General features: G+C 57.2%; 13 protein-coding genes and 1 tRNA gene. 2 read left to right on the top strand and 12 right to left on the bottom strand.

The genetic code is table 11. The annotated features are described in order from the left end of the window. Nucleotides 1-158 precede the first annotated feature (158 nt). On the top strand, nucleotides 159-2,372 hold the full coding sequence (locus tag ACR0DL_RS09945) for an NADP-dependent isocitrate dehydrogenase (protein WP_480688887.1): 2,214 nt from the start codon (nucleotides 159-161) through the stop codon (nucleotides 2,370-2,372). 285 nt (nucleotides 2,373-2,657) lie between these two features. Here the strand turns inward: ACR0DL_RS09945 and ACR0DL_RS09940 are convergent, their stop codons facing one another. From ACR0DL_RS09940 to ACR0DL_RS09885, 12 genes are all read right to left on the bottom strand, one after another. Beyond that, nucleotides 2,658-3,764 (bottom strand): transporter substrate-binding domain-containing protein, encoded by a 1,107-nt coding sequence (locus ACR0DL_RS09940; protein WP_170349894.1) that lies wholly within the window; start codon nucleotides 3,762-3,764, stop codon nucleotides 2,658-2,660. A gap of 44 nt (nucleotides 3,765-3,808) precedes the next feature. Next, the gene (locus ACR0DL_RS09935; RefSeq protein WP_170349893.1) at nucleotides 3,809-5,071 is read right to left on the bottom strand and encodes a substrate-binding periplasmic protein; all 1,263 of its coding nucleotides are present in this window, start codon (nucleotides 5,069-5,071) and stop codon (nucleotides 3,809-3,811) included. Nucleotides 5,072-5,093: 22 nt separating this feature from the next. Further along, nucleotides 5,094-5,879: a PP2C family protein-serine/threonine phosphatase gene (locus tag ACR0DL_RS09930; RefSeq protein ID WP_480688885.1), complete on the bottom strand. Its 786-nt coding sequence runs from the start codon at nucleotides 5,877-5,879 to the stop codon at nucleotides 5,094-5,096. A 3-nt stretch (nucleotides 5,880-5,882) separates the two neighbouring features. After that, nucleotides 5,883-6,914: an FHA domain-containing protein gene (locus tag ACR0DL_RS09925; protein WP_170505919.1), complete on the bottom strand. Its 1,032-nt coding sequence runs from the start codon at nucleotides 6,912-6,914 to the stop codon at nucleotides 5,883-5,885. Between the two features lie 208 nt (nucleotides 6,915-7,122). Then, the gene (locus tag ACR0DL_RS09920; RefSeq protein ID WP_480688883.1) at nucleotides 7,123-9,291 is read right to left on the bottom strand and encodes a serine/threonine protein kinase; all 2,169 of its coding nucleotides are present in this window, start codon (nucleotides 9,289-9,291) and stop codon (nucleotides 7,123-7,125) included. A 339-nt stretch (nucleotides 9,292-9,630) separates the two neighbouring features. Next, nucleotides 9,631-10,917, bottom strand: coding sequence for a dynamin family protein (locus ACR0DL_RS09915; protein WP_170361720.1), 1,287 nt, complete (start codon nucleotides 10,915-10,917; stop codon nucleotides 9,631-9,633). Further along, a complete protein-coding gene (locus ACR0DL_RS09910) occupies nucleotides 10,914-12,956 on the bottom strand; it encodes a dynamin family protein (RefSeq protein WP_170349888.1) in 2,043 nt (680 codons plus the stop codon). The genes ACR0DL_RS09915 and ACR0DL_RS09910 overlap by 4 nt, the downstream gene beginning before the upstream one ends. A gap of 67 nt (nucleotides 12,957-13,023) precedes the next feature. Further along, nucleotides 13,024-13,896, bottom strand: a complete 873-nt coding sequence (locus ACR0DL_RS09905; protein WP_480688881.1) for a hypothetical protein — start codon at nucleotides 13,894-13,896, stop codon at nucleotides 13,024-13,026. 24 nt (nucleotides 13,897-13,920) lie between these two features. Then, the gene (locus ACR0DL_RS09900; RefSeq protein WP_170349886.1) at nucleotides 13,921-14,322 is read right to left on the bottom strand and encodes a hypothetical protein; all 402 of its coding nucleotides are present in this window, start codon (nucleotides 14,320-14,322) and stop codon (nucleotides 13,921-13,923) included. Between the two features lie 22 nt (nucleotides 14,323-14,344). Beyond that, the gene (locus ACR0DL_RS09895) at nucleotides 14,345-16,084 is read right to left on the bottom strand and encodes a dynamin family protein (RefSeq protein WP_480688879.1); all 1,740 of its coding nucleotides are present in this window, start codon (nucleotides 16,082-16,084) and stop codon (nucleotides 14,345-14,347) included. Nucleotides 16,085-16,092: 8 nt separating this feature from the next. Next, on the bottom strand, nucleotides 16,093-18,102 hold the full coding sequence (locus ACR0DL_RS09890) for a dynamin family protein (protein ID WP_170377101.1): 2,010 nt from the start codon (nucleotides 18,100-18,102) through the stop codon (nucleotides 16,093-16,095). 2 nt (nucleotides 18,103-18,104) lie between these two features. Further along, entirely contained in the window at nucleotides 18,105-18,512 is a 408-nt protein-coding gene (locus tag ACR0DL_RS09885) for a hypothetical protein (RefSeq protein ID WP_174818865.1), read from the bottom strand. 749 nt (nucleotides 18,513-19,261) lie between these two features. Here ACR0DL_RS09885 and ACR0DL_RS09880 point away from each other — a divergent pair. After that, a tRNA-Leu gene (locus ACR0DL_RS09880) sits at nucleotides 19,262-19,346 on the top strand. Nucleotides 19,347-19,395: the final 49 nt, after the last annotated feature.

The following is a 19,395-nucleotide window of genomic DNA, read 5'->3' as shown; positions in this document are numbered from 1 at the left end:
AGACGATTGATCCCAAGGCAAACCTGATTTAAGGGAGACCCTGTCAAATCAGAGTCACCATTGGGGCGCTTGGATTCCCGCGCCTCAGTACCAGCCACACAGAAGTGGCGCTACTCTTGGATCGCACGCCCCGAAAGGCTGAAAAAAGGTAAAAGAATATGGCAGAAAAATCGAACTTCGATATATTGTATACCATTGTAGACGAAGCGCCCGAGCTGGCCAGCGCGTCCTTCCTGCCCATCATTCGCAAATTCGCCGGCGCCGCGGGTGTCAGTGTTGGAACCAAGGATATTTCGCTGGCAGGACGTATTCTTTCGACCTTCCCCGAAAACCTGACCGACGAACAGCGCATCACCGATGATCTGGCCGCGTTGGGTGAGCTGGTGAAAACGCCCGAGGCCAACGTGATCAAGCTGCCGAACATCTCGGCCTCGGTCCCGCAATTGGTTGCGGCCATAGAAGAACTGCAATCGCAGGGCTATGATATCCCGAACTACCCCGAAGAGCCCTCGACCGAAGAGGAAAAGGCGATCCGCGCGCGGTATGACGCGATCAAGGGTTCGGCCGTGAACCCGGTTCTGCGCGAAGGCAACAGCGATCGTCGCGCCGCGAAGGCCGTCAAGAATTATGCCCAGAAAAACCCGCATTCGATGGGAGAATGGGCCGCTGACAGCAAGACCAAAGTGTCGTCGATGTCCGGCAATGACTTTTATGCCAACGAAAAATCGGCCACCATCACTGCGGCACAAGCGGGCGATGCAAAGATCGAATTCGTCGGCAAAGATGGCAGCGTGACTGTCCTGAAAGACGGCTGGCCGCTGGACGGAGGCACCGTGGCGGACGCCACCTTTATGTCGGTCAAAGCCCTGTCTGCCTTCCTGACCGAAGCCATTGAGGACACCAAGAAAGACGGCACCATGTTCTCGCTTCATATGAAGGCGACCATGATGAAAGTGTCGGACCCGATCATCTTTGGCTATGCCGTCAAAGCCTGGTTGGCGCCGGTGTTCGAAAAATATGGCGCTGAGCTGGATGCGTTGGGTGTGAACCCGAATTCGGGTCTGGGTGATCTGCTGGACCGCGTCAAAGGCAACGCCGAGATCGTGGCCGCCATTGACGCCCTGAAAGCTGACCGTCCGTCCATGTATATGGTCGACAGCGACAAGGGCATTACCAACCTGCACGTACCGTCGGATGTTATCATCGACGCCTCGATGCCCGCAGTGATCCGCGCGGGCGGCAAGGGTTGGGATGAGACTGGCGCCAAGGGCGACACCAACTGTGTGATCCCTGACCGCTGTTATGCCGGTGTTTATGATGAGGCGATCAACTTCTTCAAAGCCAATGGCGCGCTGAACCCGGCCACAGCCGGTGCTGTCGCCAACGTTGGCCTGATGGCGCAGAAAGCCGAAGAATACGGCTCGCATCCGACCACGTTCGAAGCGCCTGCTGATGGCGTGATCCGCATCGTGCTGGCTAACGGTGACGTCCTGCTGTCACATGAGGTTGAGGCTGGCGATATCTGGCGCGCGTGCACCGTCAAGAAAGCTCCGATCGAAAACTGGATTCAGCTGGCATTGGACCGCCAGCGTCTGACAGGATCCGAGGCGATCTTCTGGCTGGACGCAAACCGCGCCCACGATGCAGAGCTGATCAAATACGTCAAACCGGCGCTTGAGGCCGCTGGCGTGGCGGATAAGTTCCTGATCATGGCGCCGCGCGAAGCGACCCAGCAAAGCTTGCAAACGATTACTGCTGGCAAGGATTCGATCGCTATCACCGGCAACGTGCTGAGGGATTACCTGACGGACTTGTTCCCAATCCTGGAACTGGGCACCTCGGCCAAGATGCTGTCCATCGTCAAGCTGATGAATGGCGGTGGCCTGTTTGAAACCGGTGCTGGTGGCTCGGCTCCGAAACACGTGCAGCAGTTGGTCGAGGAAAACCACCTGCGTTGGGACTCGATGGGTGAGTTCTGCGCGTTGGGTGAATCGCTAAACTTCCTGGCCGACAGCAAAGGCAACGCCAAGGCAGGTGTTCTGGGTGCCGCAGCCGAGGCCGCGACACAGGGCATTTTGGACAACAACAAATCGCCCAGCCGTAAAGTTGGCCAGCCTGACAACCGCGACAGCCACTATTGGTTTGCGCGCTATTGGGCCGAGGCACTGGCGGCGCAGTCCGACGATGCAGACCTTGCGGCCGAATTCGCGCCAATCGCAAAAGAGCTGGCCGAAAAGGAAGGTCAGATCCTGGGTGAACTGGCCGCCGCGCAAGGTGCGCATGCCGATCTTGGTGGCTACTATCACACCGACCCGGCCAAGGCCGCCGCTGTGATGCGCCCCAGCGCAACATTGAATGCGATCATCGGCTGATCGCCGAAAGTCACGCCTTTAGGCGTGGCTTTTTCGCTGAAAAATGGAGATCAAAATAGAAAAAAGGGCCGACCCCCAAAAGTCGGCCCTTTTTTGAGTGAGTGGGGAGGCTGCGCCTCTCCGGTATAGTTGATTTCAGAATATCACTCTGAGCTATTCCGGGTATTAGGGGATTCCCGTAGGCTCCGCATTTGAACCCCAAGAATTTGACCGAATAACGGTACCAGAAACCAAAAAAAGGCCGGTCCTAAGACCGGCCCTAAGGGTTTCAGGTGAACTAAAAGATCAGTTCGACGCTGCGTTCAGCTTTTCGTTCTGCTCACGCAGGGTATCCGAGATGATCGCGTACCACTCGCCGGACTCACGCATCTCGATCAGGCCTTTGTTCATCATCGCAATGTATTCGCGTGCGAACGGGTTGGTGCGGTGCGCGAGGAAGCTCATCGAGGACAAGGTGGATACATATGGGTTTTCAACGATGTCAGCCGAGGTCAAGCCCATGTCATTCATTGTCGATGCGAACAGATCCACTTCGAATGCCGCCACATCTGCGGTGCCGGTCAATACGGCGTCCAGACACTCACGGGCTGTATTGGGCTGGACCACGGTTGTGTTGTTGTGGTTCAAGCCTTGCTCTTCAAGCACCACCATGCTCCAGCCTGCCATGCGGCAGATGGTCGAGCCTTCAAGGTCCTTGAAAGAAGTCGCGCTTGCATAGTCGCTTTCTGGCAGTGTGAAGAAGCCACCTACGATGTCATAGACCGGGACCGATGCGACAAACTGCGTGCAGCGGGCTTCGGTAGCTTCAGACCACTCATACGAGCGGTTAGTGCAGTCCGGAACGGTCCATGCGATCGAGATGTCAAACGCCCCAAGCGGCAACAGGGTGTCCAGGTGCGAGCTCCAGTCATCAACAAAGCTGACCGAGTATTCGCGCTGGTTGCCCGCACGCTGAAGGCTGGTTGTTGCCAGACGGGTCATAATACCGCCACCGTTCAGGGTTTCAGTTGTAAATGGCTCCCATCCGTTGCCCGCGACCATCTTGATCGGCGGAGCATAGACATTCGAACGCTTGACGCTTGCCGCACGCTGTTCCTCGGCAGCAATAACTTCCTGAGCGGATTGACCGTTCGGCAGGCTGCCGTCTTCACAAGGCAGCGCAAGAACCAGACCAGGGGCCAGATCGTTCGGGTTGGTGATCAGGTTGCGGTTCGCGTTGAAGATCGGCTGATAGTTCGACGTGCCATAGGCTGCGATGGCGATGGTGGCCATCGTGTCGCCATCCGCGACGGTATAGTTGGTGCAGGCTTCTTGTGCGGCGGCGGCTCCGGCGCTCAGGGCGGTGACGGCTGTTGCCGACAGCGCGACTTTCTTCAGGTTGAATTCAAACATGTCCACTTCCTCCAGACTTTTTAGTTGTCAGGCCGGTTGAGGCCTTAGCCATTTTCCATTTGATGACGCAGAGCGGTCGAAACGATGTCACGCCATTCGCCAGATTGCTGCATGATTGCCAGACCCTGGTTGAGCGTCTCAAGGATCGCTTCCCCATCCGGATTATCTTTGTGGGTCATGACGTTAAGCGACTTGATCGCCGCCAGGTTGGGGTTTTCGAGAATGCGATGCTCATAGCCCAGGCGGCTGATTGCACCGACGGCCAAGTGAGCTTCGATCGCGACGATGTCGGCAGTGCCTTCCATAACCGCGTGAAAGCAATCATCCGGTGACACCGGGCGCATCAGCGTGATCGCCGGTTCATAAAGACCCACTGCATCCATATGCGACAGTGACCAACCTTCGGGGCGGCAGATCGTGGTGCCTGCAAAATCGGCATAGGTCAGCGTCTGTTCATAGCCCGAGCCTTCGCGGGCAAAGAAGGTGTCCACAACCTCATAGAACGGGTTCGAGAAATTGTAAGTCTCGCACCGCGCCCGGTCATTTTCCGAGAGGGCTTCGGCCGTTTCGCAATTGGGGCGCGACCAGGGGAAGGTGCCGTCAAAGGCCAGTGTCGGCATCAGCAGGTCAAGATGCGAGGACCAGTCGTTGACGAATTGAATCTTGTAGGCCTGCTCGGGTGCGGCCCGAAGCATCGCGGTTTCCACCAGATTTGTATAAAGGCCGCGATGGGGCAGGGCCTCATCTGTGAACGGCGCATAGTTGCCGCCGGTGATCAGCAGCAACTGGCGATCCCGAATATCGGGGCGGATCCCGCCATCCGCGTCGCGGATCAGTGCGGCACCCTCGGCGCGGGCGGCTTCGATCTCTTCGCGGGCCGCGGCTTTGGCTGCAACCACCGCGTCCTCGCTTGTCTTTTTGGCTTCGGCCTCGGCTTCTGCTACGCGGGCTTCGGCCTCGGCTATTGCTTTAGCTGCCCGCTTTTCGGCTGCTGCAACCAGTTCGGCCGCCATCTCGGCTGCCATGGCTTCTGCTTCCGTTTGCGGAACTTCCCGCGCACGCCCGATATCTTCCAGACAGGGCAGGGTCAGTACGTCGCCCACGCGGATGATGTTCGGGTTGTTGCCGATCACGTCGCGGTTGGCGTCAAAGATGATGCGGAAATCCTCGGTCGAATAAACATTGATCGTCAATTCGCGCAGGCTGTCGCCTGATTGGATTTCGTAGGTTGAGCACGCCTCTTGTGCCGAGGCGGCTCCGGCCGCGGCAGCAAGTGCCAGGCTGGATATGAACAGATGGGTTTTCATGGGTCCTGTATCTTTGCCTTGGTTAGTTTCTTGTTAATTTCACAACACCGATCGAGGCATTGTCCTGATCGGGGTCAAACTTGGCGTGAAGCGCCTGCAACAACGCTTCGGCGATGTCCTGCGCCCATGCATGTGCGTTGGCCTGCACAATGGTCTGAATTTCCGCGTCGCTGAGGAACTGCAACCCGTCGCTGCCCAGGATCAACACATCTGCTGCAGTCAGGTGCAGCGGCTCTTCCGGGCAATCGACCTTGGGGATTTCGGCCCCCATGACCACTGATGTCAGTTGGTTGCGATCCGGGTGAACCTGCGCTTCAGCCTCTGTCAGAGTGCCTTGGGCCACCTGCGCGTCAATGACCGGAGCCATGGAGTGATCTTCGTTGATCTGGCGCAGCACCCCGTCGCGGAACAGGTACAACGGGCTGTCGCCGATCGAAATCCAGAACACGCGCTGTTCCAGCAACAGCACCCCCAAAAGGGTAGACCCCATGTTGAGGTCCTCGCCGTTTTCCTCGCAGCGCGCGGCAATTGCGGCATTGGCTTGCATGGCAGCCAAGGGCAACGCGTCGATTATTGCGCTTTCGGTTGGGGTATTGCTTTCAAGCTCAGCGTCCAGGGCCTCGCGCCAGGCGGCAATCACAAGTTCCGAGGCGACTTCGCCTGCCGCATGACCACCCATGCCGTCGGCGACGACAACATAGCTGGCATTGGCCGCATCGAACATGCGCGCCGCGATCGCGTCTTCCTGCGAGTCGCGCTGACCCTGTTCCAGGATCAGAGCAATGTCATATGCCGGTTGCGCCAGCATCTATTAAGCATCCCGCCAGTCAAAGCCGTCATCGCAAAAGGCGGCAAATCGAACTGAGGTTTCGCTGATCCGGATCAGGTCGCCACTGGACAGCGCAACGGTACTCAGCACCGGTTTGCCGTTCAGACGGACCAGGTTGGCTTTGCCGCCGTGACCCAGATAGCATTTGCGGTCTTCGGGATCATAGGCGATCACCGCATGATTGCTGCGTGAAATACCGGTGTCGCCAAAGTCCAGTTGAATAGCCTGGTCGTCGTTGCGACCAATCTGCATCAGCCCCTCAGTCAGGGTGATGCAGGATCCACGACCCGGTCCGGCGGTTACGACCAGCCAACCCACAGGGAAGGTTTCCTGCGCAGTCTCGGTCTTGGCTACCGGTTCTGCGCTTTCGATCATCTCCTGAACGTGCGTGTCGGCGCGTTCAAAACCAAGGAACGTGGTTTTGACGCGGCCACGACGGTCCTCGGAGGCGGGCGCTTGAACCGGCTGAGGCGGTTCCGGTGCAATTTCTGGTTCAGGCGCGATTTCAGCGACTGGTTCTGGTTGCGCAGGTTCAACCGGCTCGGGCTGAGCGGTCTCAAGTGTTTCAACAACAACCTCAAGAATGGCCTCTTCCTGCGGCTCCTCGGCCTGTGCGGTTTCTTCCGCCTCGATCTCTTCGTCGGTGGCGATGTGCAGGGTTACAACCGGCTCTTCTGGTTCGGGCTGGGTTTCGGGTGTTTCGAAGATGTTATCCTCGGCCTCTTCGACCACTTCGGTCACCACGACGTCATCCGAGGCATCTTCTTCCGGCTCGTCGGAAAACTCGGGCATGTCCTTTTCGGGGATCAGTTCGTCAGCTTCTTCGTAGGATTCCGACGACATGTTGCCACCGGCCAGCGCGTTACGCAGTGCGTTGAAATCCGCAATCGGCTGGGGCTTTTCCGCCTCGGGCTCTGCGGCTTCTTCCGCGACCACTTCTACTTCGGTTTCTGCTTCTTTAGGTTTGCCGGCACCTTCGAGAAGCCGGCTGAGAGGGCTTTTATATTTGAACATGGTGTCGACACCTTTGCTTTTTGACACAGGGTTTTCGTCCTGCGGGGCTGCTACTCGCCTCTGCGCGCATCGGCACAACGGCACTTACAATTTGGAAACCAAACCAACTTTTATCTGCCGCGACGGGCCGGTCCCCGTCAGGGTGGCGGATTTCCAGGCACCACCCTTCGTTTTCACTTTGCGGCAGATCACTTTCGAACCGGTCAGATTACTCCTGCGCTAGCTGCATCACGGCCTCAGCTTCGGCCCCGTTGCGCAGCACGGTCAGTCGGGCCTGCGTGAGATTGTCCGAAACCAGAGCTTCCAGCAGGGCATCCAGGCTTTCTTCTTCGTTCAGGATGGCCCCGGTTTGCGCTTCCGAGATTAGAACGTCACCAGCCCGAAGGCTTCCCGCCGTGTCGGTGGGGGTGCTCGTTACAGTCGCCTTCCAGCCCTGACCGTCTTCATTGCGGACGGTAAAGCCAATGCCGTTTTCCAAACCGATCACACGGATGGCAGGCAGGGCCAGCAAGCCGTTCTGGGCCAAGGTCTTGCCCAGCGGACGATAACGCGCGGTCACACGGATATACCCGTCAGGATCAACGGACAGATCATCCAGAACATGCGCGGCGAAGCTTGCGTTCTCGCGGATGGGTTTGCCATTCAGCGTATAGATCGCAGCGCCGCGCGTTACCCAATCGCCGATTACCGACATGTCTTGTGCCGGGTCAACACCGGTAACGGCGATGATGCTGCCGGTGGATACACGACGTCGCGAGAACTGGAACGGAATTTCGACATCCCAATGCGAGAAGGCAACTTGCGTTTCCGCAGGGGTTCCCGACGAAACCTCTGCGGGTGAAGGTTCGGCTGTCTGGGCTTGGGCCTCTTGTGTTTCAGCCGAGGGGGCCTGTGTCTGCTCGACAGGCTCTGGCGTCGGTTCTGCCGTAACGGGCGCCGGTTCAACTGGTTCCGGCGTAGGTTCGGTGTTGGCCACCTGCTCGACAGGGGCTTCGGTATCAGCAGTCTGCTCGACAGGTGCTGCCGTTACAGTTTCGACCTGGGTTGTTGCTGGGGTGGTGGTCTCGGTCGTTGCGGGTTCGGCCACAACCGCAATGTCCTGTGCGGGTTCCGGTTTTTCGCTGGTCATCAGGAAGTATCCGCCCGCCGCCAGACCGGCCACAACAACGGCAATGCCCGCAACCAGTTTTCCGCTGCCGCCTGATCCACTTTTGACCACAGTGTCAACGGCGACGGCCGTGTCTTCCTTGGACGTGAACTTGGCCAGTTCATCGTCGTTTTTATCTTCGTTGCCCAGAGCCAGATCTGCGTTGCCAGCCAGTAGTGCGGTGACCACCGCCTCGGCGTTTTCGCTTTCGGCTTTGATCCGGGCTTTTTCAACCTCATCATCCTTGCGGTCCATCGCAACGATGACGGAAACCGGACGATAGTCGAACGTATCGAACATCACGCCCGGACCGCGGAACATGCGCAACCAATCCAACGCGCTTTGCAGGCGGTCAGTGACGTGAACCTCCATCGCCTTGTCGATCGCTTCAAGGAACCCATCCGGGTAGCCTTTGAACTGTCCAGCCAACGGAGAGTATGGGTCGTCCTGGTCATTGTTGAATGCGTTCAGGCGGGTCTGACCATCAATTGGGCGTTCTCCGCTGATGGCGTGATACAGCGTGGCGGCCAGCACATAGAGATCACTGCTGGGGCCTTGATCGGCGCCACGCACATAGAATTCGTGGGGGGAATAACCGTCCTTGATAACCCGCAGGGTCAACAGAGCCGCGGATTGCTGTGCCGCTTGCTCGCGCGCGGCGCCAAAGTCGATCAGCACCGGATCGCCGTTCTCGTTGATCAGGATATTGTCGGGTGAGATATCCCGGTGCAGCATGCCGCTTTGGTGGATGAAGGACACCGCAGACAACATCCTTTCGGTCACCTGTACGATGAAATCCGGCCCGGCCTTGTTGTCGGAGTTCTCAACGTAATCCAACAGATCGCATCCCTTGATGAAATCCATCGCGATATAGGCGGTGTTGTTGTCTTCAAAGACCTGGTGGACGTCTACGATATTGGGATGCACCAGACGCGCGTGGTTGCGTGCCTCTTGAATGAACAAATCAATGATGGCGCGCAGATCGTCCTTGTGGTCAGGATCGGCGGGTTCGACTATGTCGCCATTGCGACGGCACAAGGCACCCGGAAAGCACTCTTTGATCACCACGTCACGCTCTAGGCTGTCGCGGGCCAAATAGGTGATCCCAAAGCCGCCATTGCTTAGGAAACGCAGGATTTCATACTGACCGCGCAGTAGTTTTGCGCCGGGTTGAAGTCCTTCAATTTTCGGTTCGTCGTGCGATGCACCGACCGCCTGGTTGTGGCTCATTTCTTTCCGCCCGTTCTGATCGTTTTGCGGTTTATTTAACTGGGCTAAATCGCCCTCGAACTCACAACCAAACACAACCGCAGGACACTTAAGACGGTTAGACGTTTCAAATTTGACTTTATTGGGGCCGCCTCATGGCTTCACTATGGACCGTTTTCGGATCAATACTACATATTGTATTTCGATGAGGTGGTTTCCCTAAATGTTGAAAATCAGCTTGCACAAAATGCAAGCTGATCGACTGTTTGTCTCCGCTTGGTCAACGGAGTCAGAAAGTTTTAGGTGCGATTCTGGGGCATTCGAATCGCTGTATCGCGACTCAATTTTAACGAGAAGTTATCAGGTTCCGGTTTTTGGCTGCGCCGAATCCACTCGGCTGCCTGCCCAGGCCAGGTTATCGCTGAGCTGTGCCAGAATGCTGATCGCGTCCTTCAAGGGGGCGTCACCGCTTTCAAATTGCAACAACAATAATAGGTCGGTGGCCTTTTCGAACTCGCCCGGGATCCAATCGGCCGTGGGGTCGATTTCGCCCCCTTGCTCTAACCGTTCGGCGAAATCTTCGACGATTTCCTGGCACGAATGCAAAAAGGCCGACGGTTCGATATCCGACGATTCACGCAGGTCTTCGTAGATACTGGCAATTGCGGCCAGCCAGTCCTCGAGGATCGGGTTTTCAAGCGGCGGCAGTGCGGATTCCAGCGTGGCATGCATCGAGGTAGTGTCGGCCGGCTGCGGCTCGGCCTCGGGCAGGTCCAGCGTTTCCAGAAAGGGCAGAAAGTCCTGTTTCAGGTCTGCCTGTGCGGCTTCAAGGTCAGCCAGGCGGCGGGCGGATGCGATCTCTAAAACCTGTTCGGCCAGATTTTGGCCACCACAAGTTTCCCACAGGGTAAAATCGGGCTCGGGCTCCTGCGCCATGGCGCGGACGGCAACCGGCGTGCCAATAGGCACGACCGAGCGGAACAAATCGCCCTTTTCCTTGTTGAGCCGCGACAGAACCCGATCCAGTGCTTCGCTGACATGCGGCAGATCGGTGTGGGTGACGGCCAGCAGACTATTGGCGCGCAGCTCTTGTGGGACTTGTACCCACAGATGCCGTTCGGTTTCACGCCAGGCATTGGTCCCGTTGGTACACCAGATCGCACAATCGACGAATTTCAGCAGATCGAGCGTCTCTTTGTAATTGTCGTCCAGCGCGCCGGTTCCCGGCAGATCGAACAAAGAGATTTCCTGCAGGGCAGGGGTGTTCAGCCCAACCGAAATGAAATCGGGTTCATCCGCGGCTGCTTTTTCCAGAGCGATGCCGGAATAAATCTTGGGTTCACGATCCCACCAGCCCACGGTGGTTTCCGGAGTTTCGGAATAGGCGACGATAACCAGTGGCAATTTCAGGTGTTGTGGCCCGGTGGGCAGGATATCGGCCCCGGCCAACATGTTGGCAAGGCTGGACTTGCCAGCCCCGAATTCCCCGGCAAAACCGATGTTGACCGCGTTGGACAGCCGTTCGGCATGGGACAGCGCTCTATCGCGCATATCGCCCAGTGCCTCATCGGCTGTCAGGTTTTCGGTCACGGTCAGAAAGCGTTCAAGTTGTCTTACTTCCTGTTCGGTTCCGGGAAATTCGATCATTCCGCCGCCTCTGCTAGTAATTTGTCTACGTCATCCGCGCCGAATACTGCGCTTAGTTCTGCCACGATGCGCTGTGCCTGATCAAAGGCCATTTGAGCCTCGGTGCGCTCATTGGTTTCACCGCTTCCAATGCGATGTTCAAGATGCCCGGCCAGCAAGGCCAGATAGTGATCCAAAACGGTGTTCAGGCGTTCCAACAAATCGCTGCGGGCGGTGTCTACCAGATCATCGCCGATCATCTCGAATTCCTGAACGATCATGCGTTCGGCGCGGGCGACAACGCTTTTGCGTGAAATCAGACGTGACAGCCAGCTGACCCGCAGTTCAACCGTAATGCCGCGGGTCAGAGCTGTGGTATCCGGGCGGAACCAGCGCACGGCACTGGTATTCATGCGGTTGTCGCTTGGGTCTTGCCAGCCGGGCAGGGCGCGCAAGGCGGCATTGCTTTGCATGTCAATCGAGTACAATTCGCTCAGCATCCGCTGCCGCACCACTTGCGTGGCCCCTTGAACCAACTCGCGCATTCGGTCGCGCAGCGGAGTGAAGTTCAGTTCGGTATCCCCACCCTTAGCAAGCAGGGGTGAGTCGCCGTTCGGTCCCCGAACCACAGCCGAGACAGACTCGGCCACGGTATCGTCCATGACCCCGCGCAGATTGGCCAGAACATCGTCCATGTCATTGACGATTTCCGAGGTTTTTTGCGTTACCAGTGTGCGCAGATCGGCGAGCGTCTTACTATTCTCGTCACCGCTGTCGGGGGCAGGGCTAATTTCCTCTTCGATGACGCGCAGATGGGCCTTGCTGCGCTCTAGCTCGCCTTGGGCAAAACTGTTGAGGTGCTGCCAAGCCATCCGCAGCTGTTCATTGCGCGGTCCCTCGGTCAGCGCACTGGTCACGTGACGGCGCAGGTCTGGCAAGCCCGAAGCGATCATGGCGGCAAACCGCAAGACGCCTTCGCGGCTGATCGGGCCCGAGCCGCGTTTGATTTCTTCGACCCCGTCCAGATATTGCTTCATTTGTTCCGGATGCGCGCGCAGCCAGGCCAGGACTTCATCATGGTTGATACCTGTTTCGTCCCCGGTCAGCGCATAGTGCGCCCACTGGGCGCTGCCCATCAGCACATCGATATCCGAATTGCCAAGTGCTTTTTCCAGACCGTCCATCACATCGGCCCGGACCTTGCCCGCATCTTCGGCTCCACCGCCCAATTCGTCGACGCGGTTGATGAAGACTACGATCTGACCCAGTTCCAGCGCCTGCATCAGGCGGAACAGTTTCAGATCGGCGCGGGACAGGGCCTGATGCGCAGACAGAACCACAACAAAGAAGTCGGATTCCTTAAGGTACTGGCGCGAAATCTCCTCGCGGATCAAAAGCGGGTCGTTGACGCCCGGCGTGTCCGTCACCGTCAGCGGGAACGGGAAGTGGCCGATGTCGAAATAGACCTCGGCCTTGCGGGTGATGTCGCTGTAGAGACCACGATCTGATCCAGGGTCGTGCTCACCCTCTTCGGTCGGATCATCCCCGGCACAGACATAGCGCGCCAGATCGTCTGAATTCAGGTCATCCAGATCGTGATGCTGACCCAGCAGGTGTTTATAGCTTTCACCCAGACGCAGTTTGGCGCGGGTTTTCATCGCCTCGACCTGCTCTTCGATCATTTCGCGCTTATAGCTGTCCTCGTCATCGGGGAACATGTTGCGCAGCTCTTCGCCTTCGGCGATCAGCGCTTGCCACTGGCGGTTGTCGAAAAAGTGGAATTCGGCCCCTGCGGTGCGTCCCGATGGGTGGCCGAAATGCATATCGGTAATCACCGTCGTCCACGGGTTCACATCCGACGGCAGGTATTCGGCCTGCCCGGTGAAGCCGTTGATCAAACGGGATTTGCCGGCCTTGATCTGCCCGACAAAGGCAATCGAAGGTTTCAGATTCGTCAGGTCGCTGACAATTCGCGAAATGAACTGGCGGGTCTCTTCATTAGAGGTGCCGTTCATGTCATCGGCAATACGGATTAACTCGCGACGGTTGTTCTCACTCATAAACTTTACCCTGGTAACTTGTAATCACGGATAGAATTAGTCGAAAAATTGAATGTTATGGCCGAAATCATCCGTCCGGCCTCTTCAGATTGGTCCACAGATTGACGACGGCACCCAGCTTGCGCGCCTCGTGTACGGCCATTGCCAGGTTTTTACCATCGTTCAGGATTGCCAGCCCGGCGTCTTTGCCACCCGAAGGGCGCATGACAATCAATTGCGGATGGTCCATCACGGCGGCGCTGTCGCCATTCCAACCAGCAAGATCGCGGGCAAAGCGGGCCAGCAGGTCAGAATCGGGGTGTAATGATCCATTTTCTTGGCAATCACCTGCCATATGCAGTGCTGCCCCGTCGGCCCCGGCTGCCAGAACACGCCCCTGTGCAAACCGCTCGGACCCGTCATAGAAACGCTGCGCAAGAGTGTCGTTTTCTTCGCTTTCCAGAGCTTCATCGGCGGATGCTATTTCGTCCGGGTTGGCATCCGCAACAATGGAAATAACCGGCTCTGTCGGCACTTCTATGTTTTCACAAGCGGTTTCGATCTCGCTGTAGGTTATGCCAACGTCATCCGCCTCAAGCGCCGTGTCCGGTTGCAGGGAAACAAGCTCAAGCGGAGCAGGAGCGCAGGCGATGTCCGTGACCAGCTGCGCCAGTTTGACGGCCAGATCCTCACGCGATTCCGTTTCGAAATCCGGGGCAATACCGGATTGCACGCGAAACACATCCGTCACCCGAGAGCTGTTGACCTCAATCGCCAGGCAATCGCCGTTGGCGGCGGTGAATTCCAACCGACGTGGCAGGATAGTACCGCGAATGGTACGCAAAACCTTTTCGCGCCGCGCCTGGGCAGTTTCGCCTGGTACGGTCACCGCCGGATTCAGGCGGGCGACAGATGCGCGACCGATATCGTCGAGCAGATCAAGTATGTCCGTGTCCATCATGCCGTGACCCCCCTCTGGTCCGGTCTAAACTGCAGCCGCTACCGGCCCCAGGCTGAGATGCGATTTGGTCAACGCCAACCCGACATTGGCGCTGTTGTGACAGATGTAGCAGACCACGTGATCGGGATATTCCCGGGTCCGCAGAAAGATGTGCAGCCGATCGTTCGAAAACACCGCGATTTCCCCAAATCCCGGACTATCCGACTCTTCTGCTGTGGCCGAGCGCAACAATTCCTCAAAGGCTTTGACGCCGCGACCCTGAAACAGGTTAGCCACGGCAATGGCCAAAGTGTCCAGAACGTCCGCGCTGTCTGTGTCCAAGGTGTTGGTCGCCAGCAACATCCCCGTTTCCATATCGACATACCCGGCTGCAATGCAGTCGGGTATGGTGTCCATCGCGGTGTTCAATGCGGCTTCGATTGTCATCGCTTGCTACCTGCGCTTCGGATCACAACACATGGAATTCCGCCCCGCCGTTTTTCGAAGCGTTCGGAACCGTATGCATCGAATCCTTGGCCTGACGTGCGTAATGCTCGGCTGCGATCTGGTCGAATTCCTTGAGGAACGCGTCGAACACATTTTTCATGCCTTCAGCGTCGTCCGGCAAATCCTCATCCGCAGTGATGTCGCGCCACATGGAAGCCGCGCTCAGCGGTTTTCCTGCCGGTACGTTCAGCAAGTCTTCCAGTTTTTCGCCGTTTTTTGCGGCCGGGGTTGCCTCGTCAGGGGCAGTACCGTTGGACAGCGGCACAACTTGCATGTCCACAAGACCACTGGATTCGGGCTCGGGCTCATACTCATCATCTGCGCCTTTCGCCTGTTCCGCCAGCAAAGCCGTAATTGATGACACCGAGACATCGGCGCGACGGTCTTCCGGTGCTTGTTCGGCGCTCTCACTCTGCTCGGACTTGTCTGCCAACTCGCCTTCGGGCGAGGAAAGGATCGGGTCCGAAGCGGCCAGTTCTTCGGCAGGGCTGTCCACTTCGGGGTCAGACAACAGGTTGATATCGTCATCTTCGTCCAATTCGTCATCATCCAGCAGATCGAACGAGTCTTCCTCGTCGAAACCCCGCACGTGCTCGGACAAGTTCAGGCCGGTATCCGGTGTGTCGCGGAAAAAGGCGCGCAGCTCGTCCTCTTGGGCGTCCTGGACGGGTTCAGCATCCTGCTTTTCCGCCACCATTTCGGCGCGCAGGCGCTCGGCCTCGGCCGCATCGATGCGTTCTTCCCGGTCGGTATCCTCGGCGCGGCGCTCGACACGCGTTGGACGAATTGGAAAGTTGGTGACCACTTCGTCTGCGCCACCCGCCTCGGATTCGGATACGGGGTCGACCAGTTTCAACGGCGCCGGTTCGTCGGCCTGTTCTTCCTTTCGCTTGGGGCGAATTGGCTGAACACGAAGGTCGCCTGACAGGCTGTTGTCGATCTGGTAACGCGCCAGCATATCAGCGCGGTTGTCCATGATCTGTTCGGTGATTTCGAGGAAGCTGTCGACCATCTTGCCGCCACCGCTGCGGGCCCACAGTTCGGCGTCACCGCTTTTGTCCCGCGCCGTGATCGCGTCACGAGCCGAGAACAGGATTGATCTGTTAAACAGATGACCGGCTTCGCGGTTCACGCGGCGCAGCACTTTTTGGCGATCTTTCTGGCCCAACACATCTGCGCGGGTCACCAACAGCAGCGAGTTATGCTGCAACCGTTCGGGCAATGACACCCATGTCGCCCGCTCGGTCTCGCGCCAGGCTTGGGTGGCATGAGTACACCACAGCACGCCATTGGCTTGCCCGACCGCGCGACGCCAGACATCGCTGGAAATTTTCGGGTCGGAAATGCCGGGGGTGTCGATCAGGTCCACCGCTTCCAGAATGTCGGATTCAAGGAAAATGCGAACGAACTGAACGTCGTTGACCCCTACGGTATCAAGCTGGTCCAGCGTAATGTTCTCGCGGCTACCATCATGGCGCTGCACATAGGCCGAACCTTTTCCCCAACTGAACCAGACGGGGGGCAGTTGCGTGGCCGTGACCTGCGTTGGCAGCGCGTGCGAGCGCAGCAAAAAGTTCATCAGCGTCGATTTTCCGGCACTGAACTCTCCCATCAGCGCAAAGATCGGTTTGCGCCGGGACCACTGCTCGATGCGTTCCCATGCCTTAGGAGAGACGAAGCGGGTTTGTGTGTCTTTTGCCATATCGCTACTTATGCTGCCTCGTTACTAAGATCTTTCAGGATGTCACCCAGGATATCGTCGCGCGATTTCTTGGGTGCTATACCGGCCATAAGCGCGGCCTGGCTTGGGTCTTGCTCGGCTGAGGCCGAGATGTTCAACAGGGTCTCGGCCTGCTCGCGCAGGAAGTCAGACAACCCGGCCCGGACATTTTCCAGAACCGCCGCGATCTGATTTTCCTCAAGGTCCTTGGTGATCGAGTTCGCCTCGGATGCGATCAGGCGCGTATAATCGGCAGCGTATGCTTCGAACCCTTTGCGTCGTTGCCACCAGCGACGCCACCATGTGCTTTGCAGGTCCAGCGCAATGGTGCGCCCGATGCCCAGTGGCGGAGGTACGCGAGGGACGATTGGGGCTTCGATGCTGAATTCACCCAGATGGTTGCCCAAAAGCTTCTGATACAGCGCTTCGACATCCGCCGCGGCGGTACTGTAAAGCGCGCCTGCCTCTTTGCGCATCGCGCGGGCAAAGCTGAAATAGGCCGCTTTCTGCAATGTGCGCAGACCCGCCGGGTCATATTGCCAAGTGCCTTCCTCGCCATTCTGTTCGAGATGCGAAATCAAAGAGTCCGTTGCGCGTTTGACAAAGTTCGCCTCGGCCGATTTCAGACGTTCCAGCACTTTGTCGCGCAAGGCGGTCGTCAGTTCCGCAGCCTTCTTATCGTATTCCTCAGCAACCTTGGCGATTGCCTCTTCGGGGGTCACACCATCCAGATCCCGCACGATCCCTTGGCCGTCGGACAGGTTCTTGGCCACAGCCGTCGCCCGAATCTGGCTGGCGATATTGCGGGCGCGATGCCGGACGCGATCCAACAGGCGAGTACCCGCTCCGTCAGCGATCCGTTCATTCATCGCCAGCAGCAGATCGGGAAGACCCGACAATGCCCAGATTTTATCCAGCGACGGGGCCTGATCACCAAACCCTGCTGCCAAATAGAAGGTATTCAGGGCTTGCCGCGACTCTTCTGTCAGAATGTCGGGATTGCCGGTCAGGGCGGCTTCGGCCCAAAGGGCACTGCCGAACACAACGCTTGTGCTCGTGTCGATATTATTTTGTTTCAGCGTGTCCTGAATGCGGTCGCGGATTTCCGGCACTTGATTGACCGGATCTGACAGTTCGTCGATGCGGTTCACAAACAGGATGATCTGGCGGTTTTCAAACTGTGCGATGATCCGCATCAGCGCCATGTCCATGGTGGTCAGCGCCTGGCTAGCGGCCAGAACAACAACGCAAACCTCGGACCCGCGCAGGCTGCGCAGCGTGATCTGTTCGCGCACCATAAACGTATCGTTCACGCCGGGTGTATCGCAGAGTTTCAGCGAAATCGGATATTGCGGAATGTCCATGAACAGTTCCGCAGATTTGGTGACGTCGGCAAAACGCCCGGTCTTGGGGTTGATATCCGGGTCTTCGTCATCGCCCAGACAGACATAGCGCTGGATCAGTTCGTCGTCGAAATAGTCATACTGGTGGCTTTGTCCCAGGATCAGGTCAAAATGCTGACCCAGCCGGGATTCGGATTTGGCCTTCATCTCGCCGATCTGGCGGCGAATATCTTCCATCTCATCATCGGCCCCGGCGCGATTGGCCAGTTCTCCCAATCGGCCACCGCCGACCATCAGGTTGTCCCACTCTTCTTGTTCGAAGAAGGTGAACTTGGCTTTTTTGTCGCCTTCCGTGCGGGTGTTGATGTTCAGCGTGGTTACCACCGAGGTCCACGGGTTCACATCCGACGGCAGCAGGGCGGGGCGCCCGGCCAGAATGTTCACGATCGAGGATTTGCCAGCCTTGACCTGCCCAACCAGTGTCACACTGGCCGTAAAATTCTCCATCTTCGTCTTTAGCGTTGCAAGCCGCGCCGAGGATCGCGCATCTGCCACCTCTGTCAATTGGTCGATCTGCGTAGACAGGGCAGTCATGGCCGAAGTCATCGGCGTCAGCGCCTCATTTCCTACGGACAGAAGATGGTCGTTTCGGGCCATGGTCAGCCTCCGGTTCCAGTGGCAGCAATGGGATTGTGGTCCTGACCGTCATGAGAGCTGGTCATGATGTCGATACGAGCAATCAGATTCAGCGCGGTGCCTAGAATATCGGCCTCGTCACCGGGTGAGATCGTTTCATAAGCTTGAGAATCGGCAAGCACTTCGATCTCGCTGAACTGTTCACTGTTTTCCAGCAGAGCCAGGCGACGCCCGGTCGGAAAACTTTTTGATTTCGTTCGAGGCAACGGCATGCGCGAGTTGGCCAACAGGTAGTGACCCCCCGAATGCGTACGCAATGACACGCCGAAGCCTGTGTTTGGATGATTCCGGTTCAAGGACTTCAGTTCACCAAGAAAACTTTCACGGGCAAGACCAATGGCGTCTTGCTCGGCAGAAGCAGCGTTCATCATATTGGTCACGGTTAAGATCCTCGTGTTCGAGTTGAGCAAAAAAGAAACTCGTACTTGCCCGAAGGCAAAAAGACTCATTAATTCCCGCACTCCATAATTGTTGGCAAGGCGGTGTTATTTTGACGCGAATAAGATTTTTTGGCGTTTGAATTGTGGCGCAAATATGGTCACAGCCCCTACAATCGCTCAACTCATGGCCGAGTGGGAAGAATTTCGACACTGAAGGATCAAGGCGCCATAGCTGAGCAAGGCGTTGATTCTAGGATGAATTCTCTTGAGGAAGTGGCGGATAATATATTGTTTTATAACAATATAAATTAGAAGAGAGATTTTATCTACGAGCCGGTTTTCCGACCCTCCCGGTGCGATGATCGAAGCAACCGTGTTAGGTGCGCCCATCTTTCAATCAGATAACTCAACGTAAGCGAGTGTAATTTTTCGACCATCTTTAATGTGCATGAATCGTCAACTATTGGTAGGACGACCAATTGAGGGATCAAATGCTGTCGTACTGATTTTCGCCAGGGATCTAAGTTCCAAACATTCAATAAATTGGGACTATTGGCCCGATTCAGTCTGCTCACGAACCCTCAGAGGCTTGGATTCTGCGCGCCGGGTATGACGATCAGCCTCGCCAAGATTGTCGCCAATAAGGGGGCAATAATCTTTGCCAAAAGCCAATTTCCCTCTCGCACTCGGTCGCAGCCTTTGTTATTGAGCACGTCAATCCGGCGCTCAAGGCCGGTCGTGCGGGTGTGGCGAAATTGGTAGACGCACCAGATTTAGGTTCTGGCGACGCAAGTCGTGTAGGTTCAAGTCCTATCACCCGCACCATACTGTTTTTGCACGAAAAATTCAAGGTGATGCCTGCGTCTGGTTTGCG

This window comes from Ruegeria sp. BB5 (assembly GCF_056539405.1).
The sequence above is the reverse complement of the archived record's forward strand: the minus strand, read 5'-3'. Positions and strand labels throughout refer to the sequence as shown.

Excerpts from the sequence above, each read along its gene's own strand:
- ACR0DL_RS09945 (WP_480688887.1), top strand. The coding sequence starts at position 159 with ATGGCAGAAAAATCGAACTTCGATATATTGTATACCATTGTAGACGAA.
- ACR0DL_RS09940 (WP_170349894.1), bottom strand. The coding sequence starts at position 3,764 with ATGTTTGAATTCAACCTGAAGAAAGTCGCGCTGTCGGCAACAGCCGTC.
- ACR0DL_RS09935 (WP_170349893.1), bottom strand. The coding sequence starts at position 5,071 with ATGAAAACCCATCTGTTCATATCCAGCCTGGCACTTGCTGCCGCGGCC.
- ACR0DL_RS09930 (WP_480688885.1), bottom strand. The coding sequence starts at position 5,879 with ATGCTGGCGCAACCGGCATATGACATTGCTCTGATCCTGGAACAGGGT.
- ACR0DL_RS09925 (WP_170505919.1), bottom strand. The coding sequence starts at position 6,914 with ATGTTCAAATATAAAAGCCCTCTCAGCCGGCTTCTCGAAGGTGCCGGC.
- ACR0DL_RS09920 (WP_480688883.1), bottom strand. The coding sequence starts at position 9,291 with ATGAGCCACAACCAGGCGGTCGGTGCATCGCACGACGAACCGAAAATT.
- ACR0DL_RS09915 (WP_170361720.1), bottom strand. The coding sequence starts at position 10,917 with ATGATCGAATTTCCCGGAACCGAACAGGAAGTAAGACAACTTGAACGC.
- ACR0DL_RS09910 (WP_170349888.1), bottom strand. The coding sequence starts at position 12,956 with ATGAGTGAGAACAACCGTCGCGAGTTAATCCGTATTGCCGATGACATG.
- ACR0DL_RS09905 (WP_480688881.1), bottom strand. The coding sequence starts at position 13,896 with ATGATGGACACGGACATACTTGATCTGCTCGACGATATCGGTCGCGCA.
- ACR0DL_RS09900 (WP_170349886.1), bottom strand. The coding sequence starts at position 14,322 with ATGACAATCGAAGCCGCATTGAACACCGCGATGGACACCATACCCGAC.
- ACR0DL_RS09895 (WP_480688879.1), bottom strand. The coding sequence starts at position 16,084 with ATGGCAAAAGACACACAAACCCGCTTCGTCTCTCCTAAGGCATGGGAA.
- ACR0DL_RS09890 (WP_170377101.1), bottom strand. The coding sequence starts at position 18,102 with ATGGCCCGAAACGACCATCTTCTGTCCGTAGGAAATGAGGCGCTGACG.
- ACR0DL_RS09885 (WP_174818865.1), bottom strand. The coding sequence starts at position 18,512 with ATGATGAACGCTGCTTCTGCCGAGCAAGACGCCATTGGTCTTGCCCGT.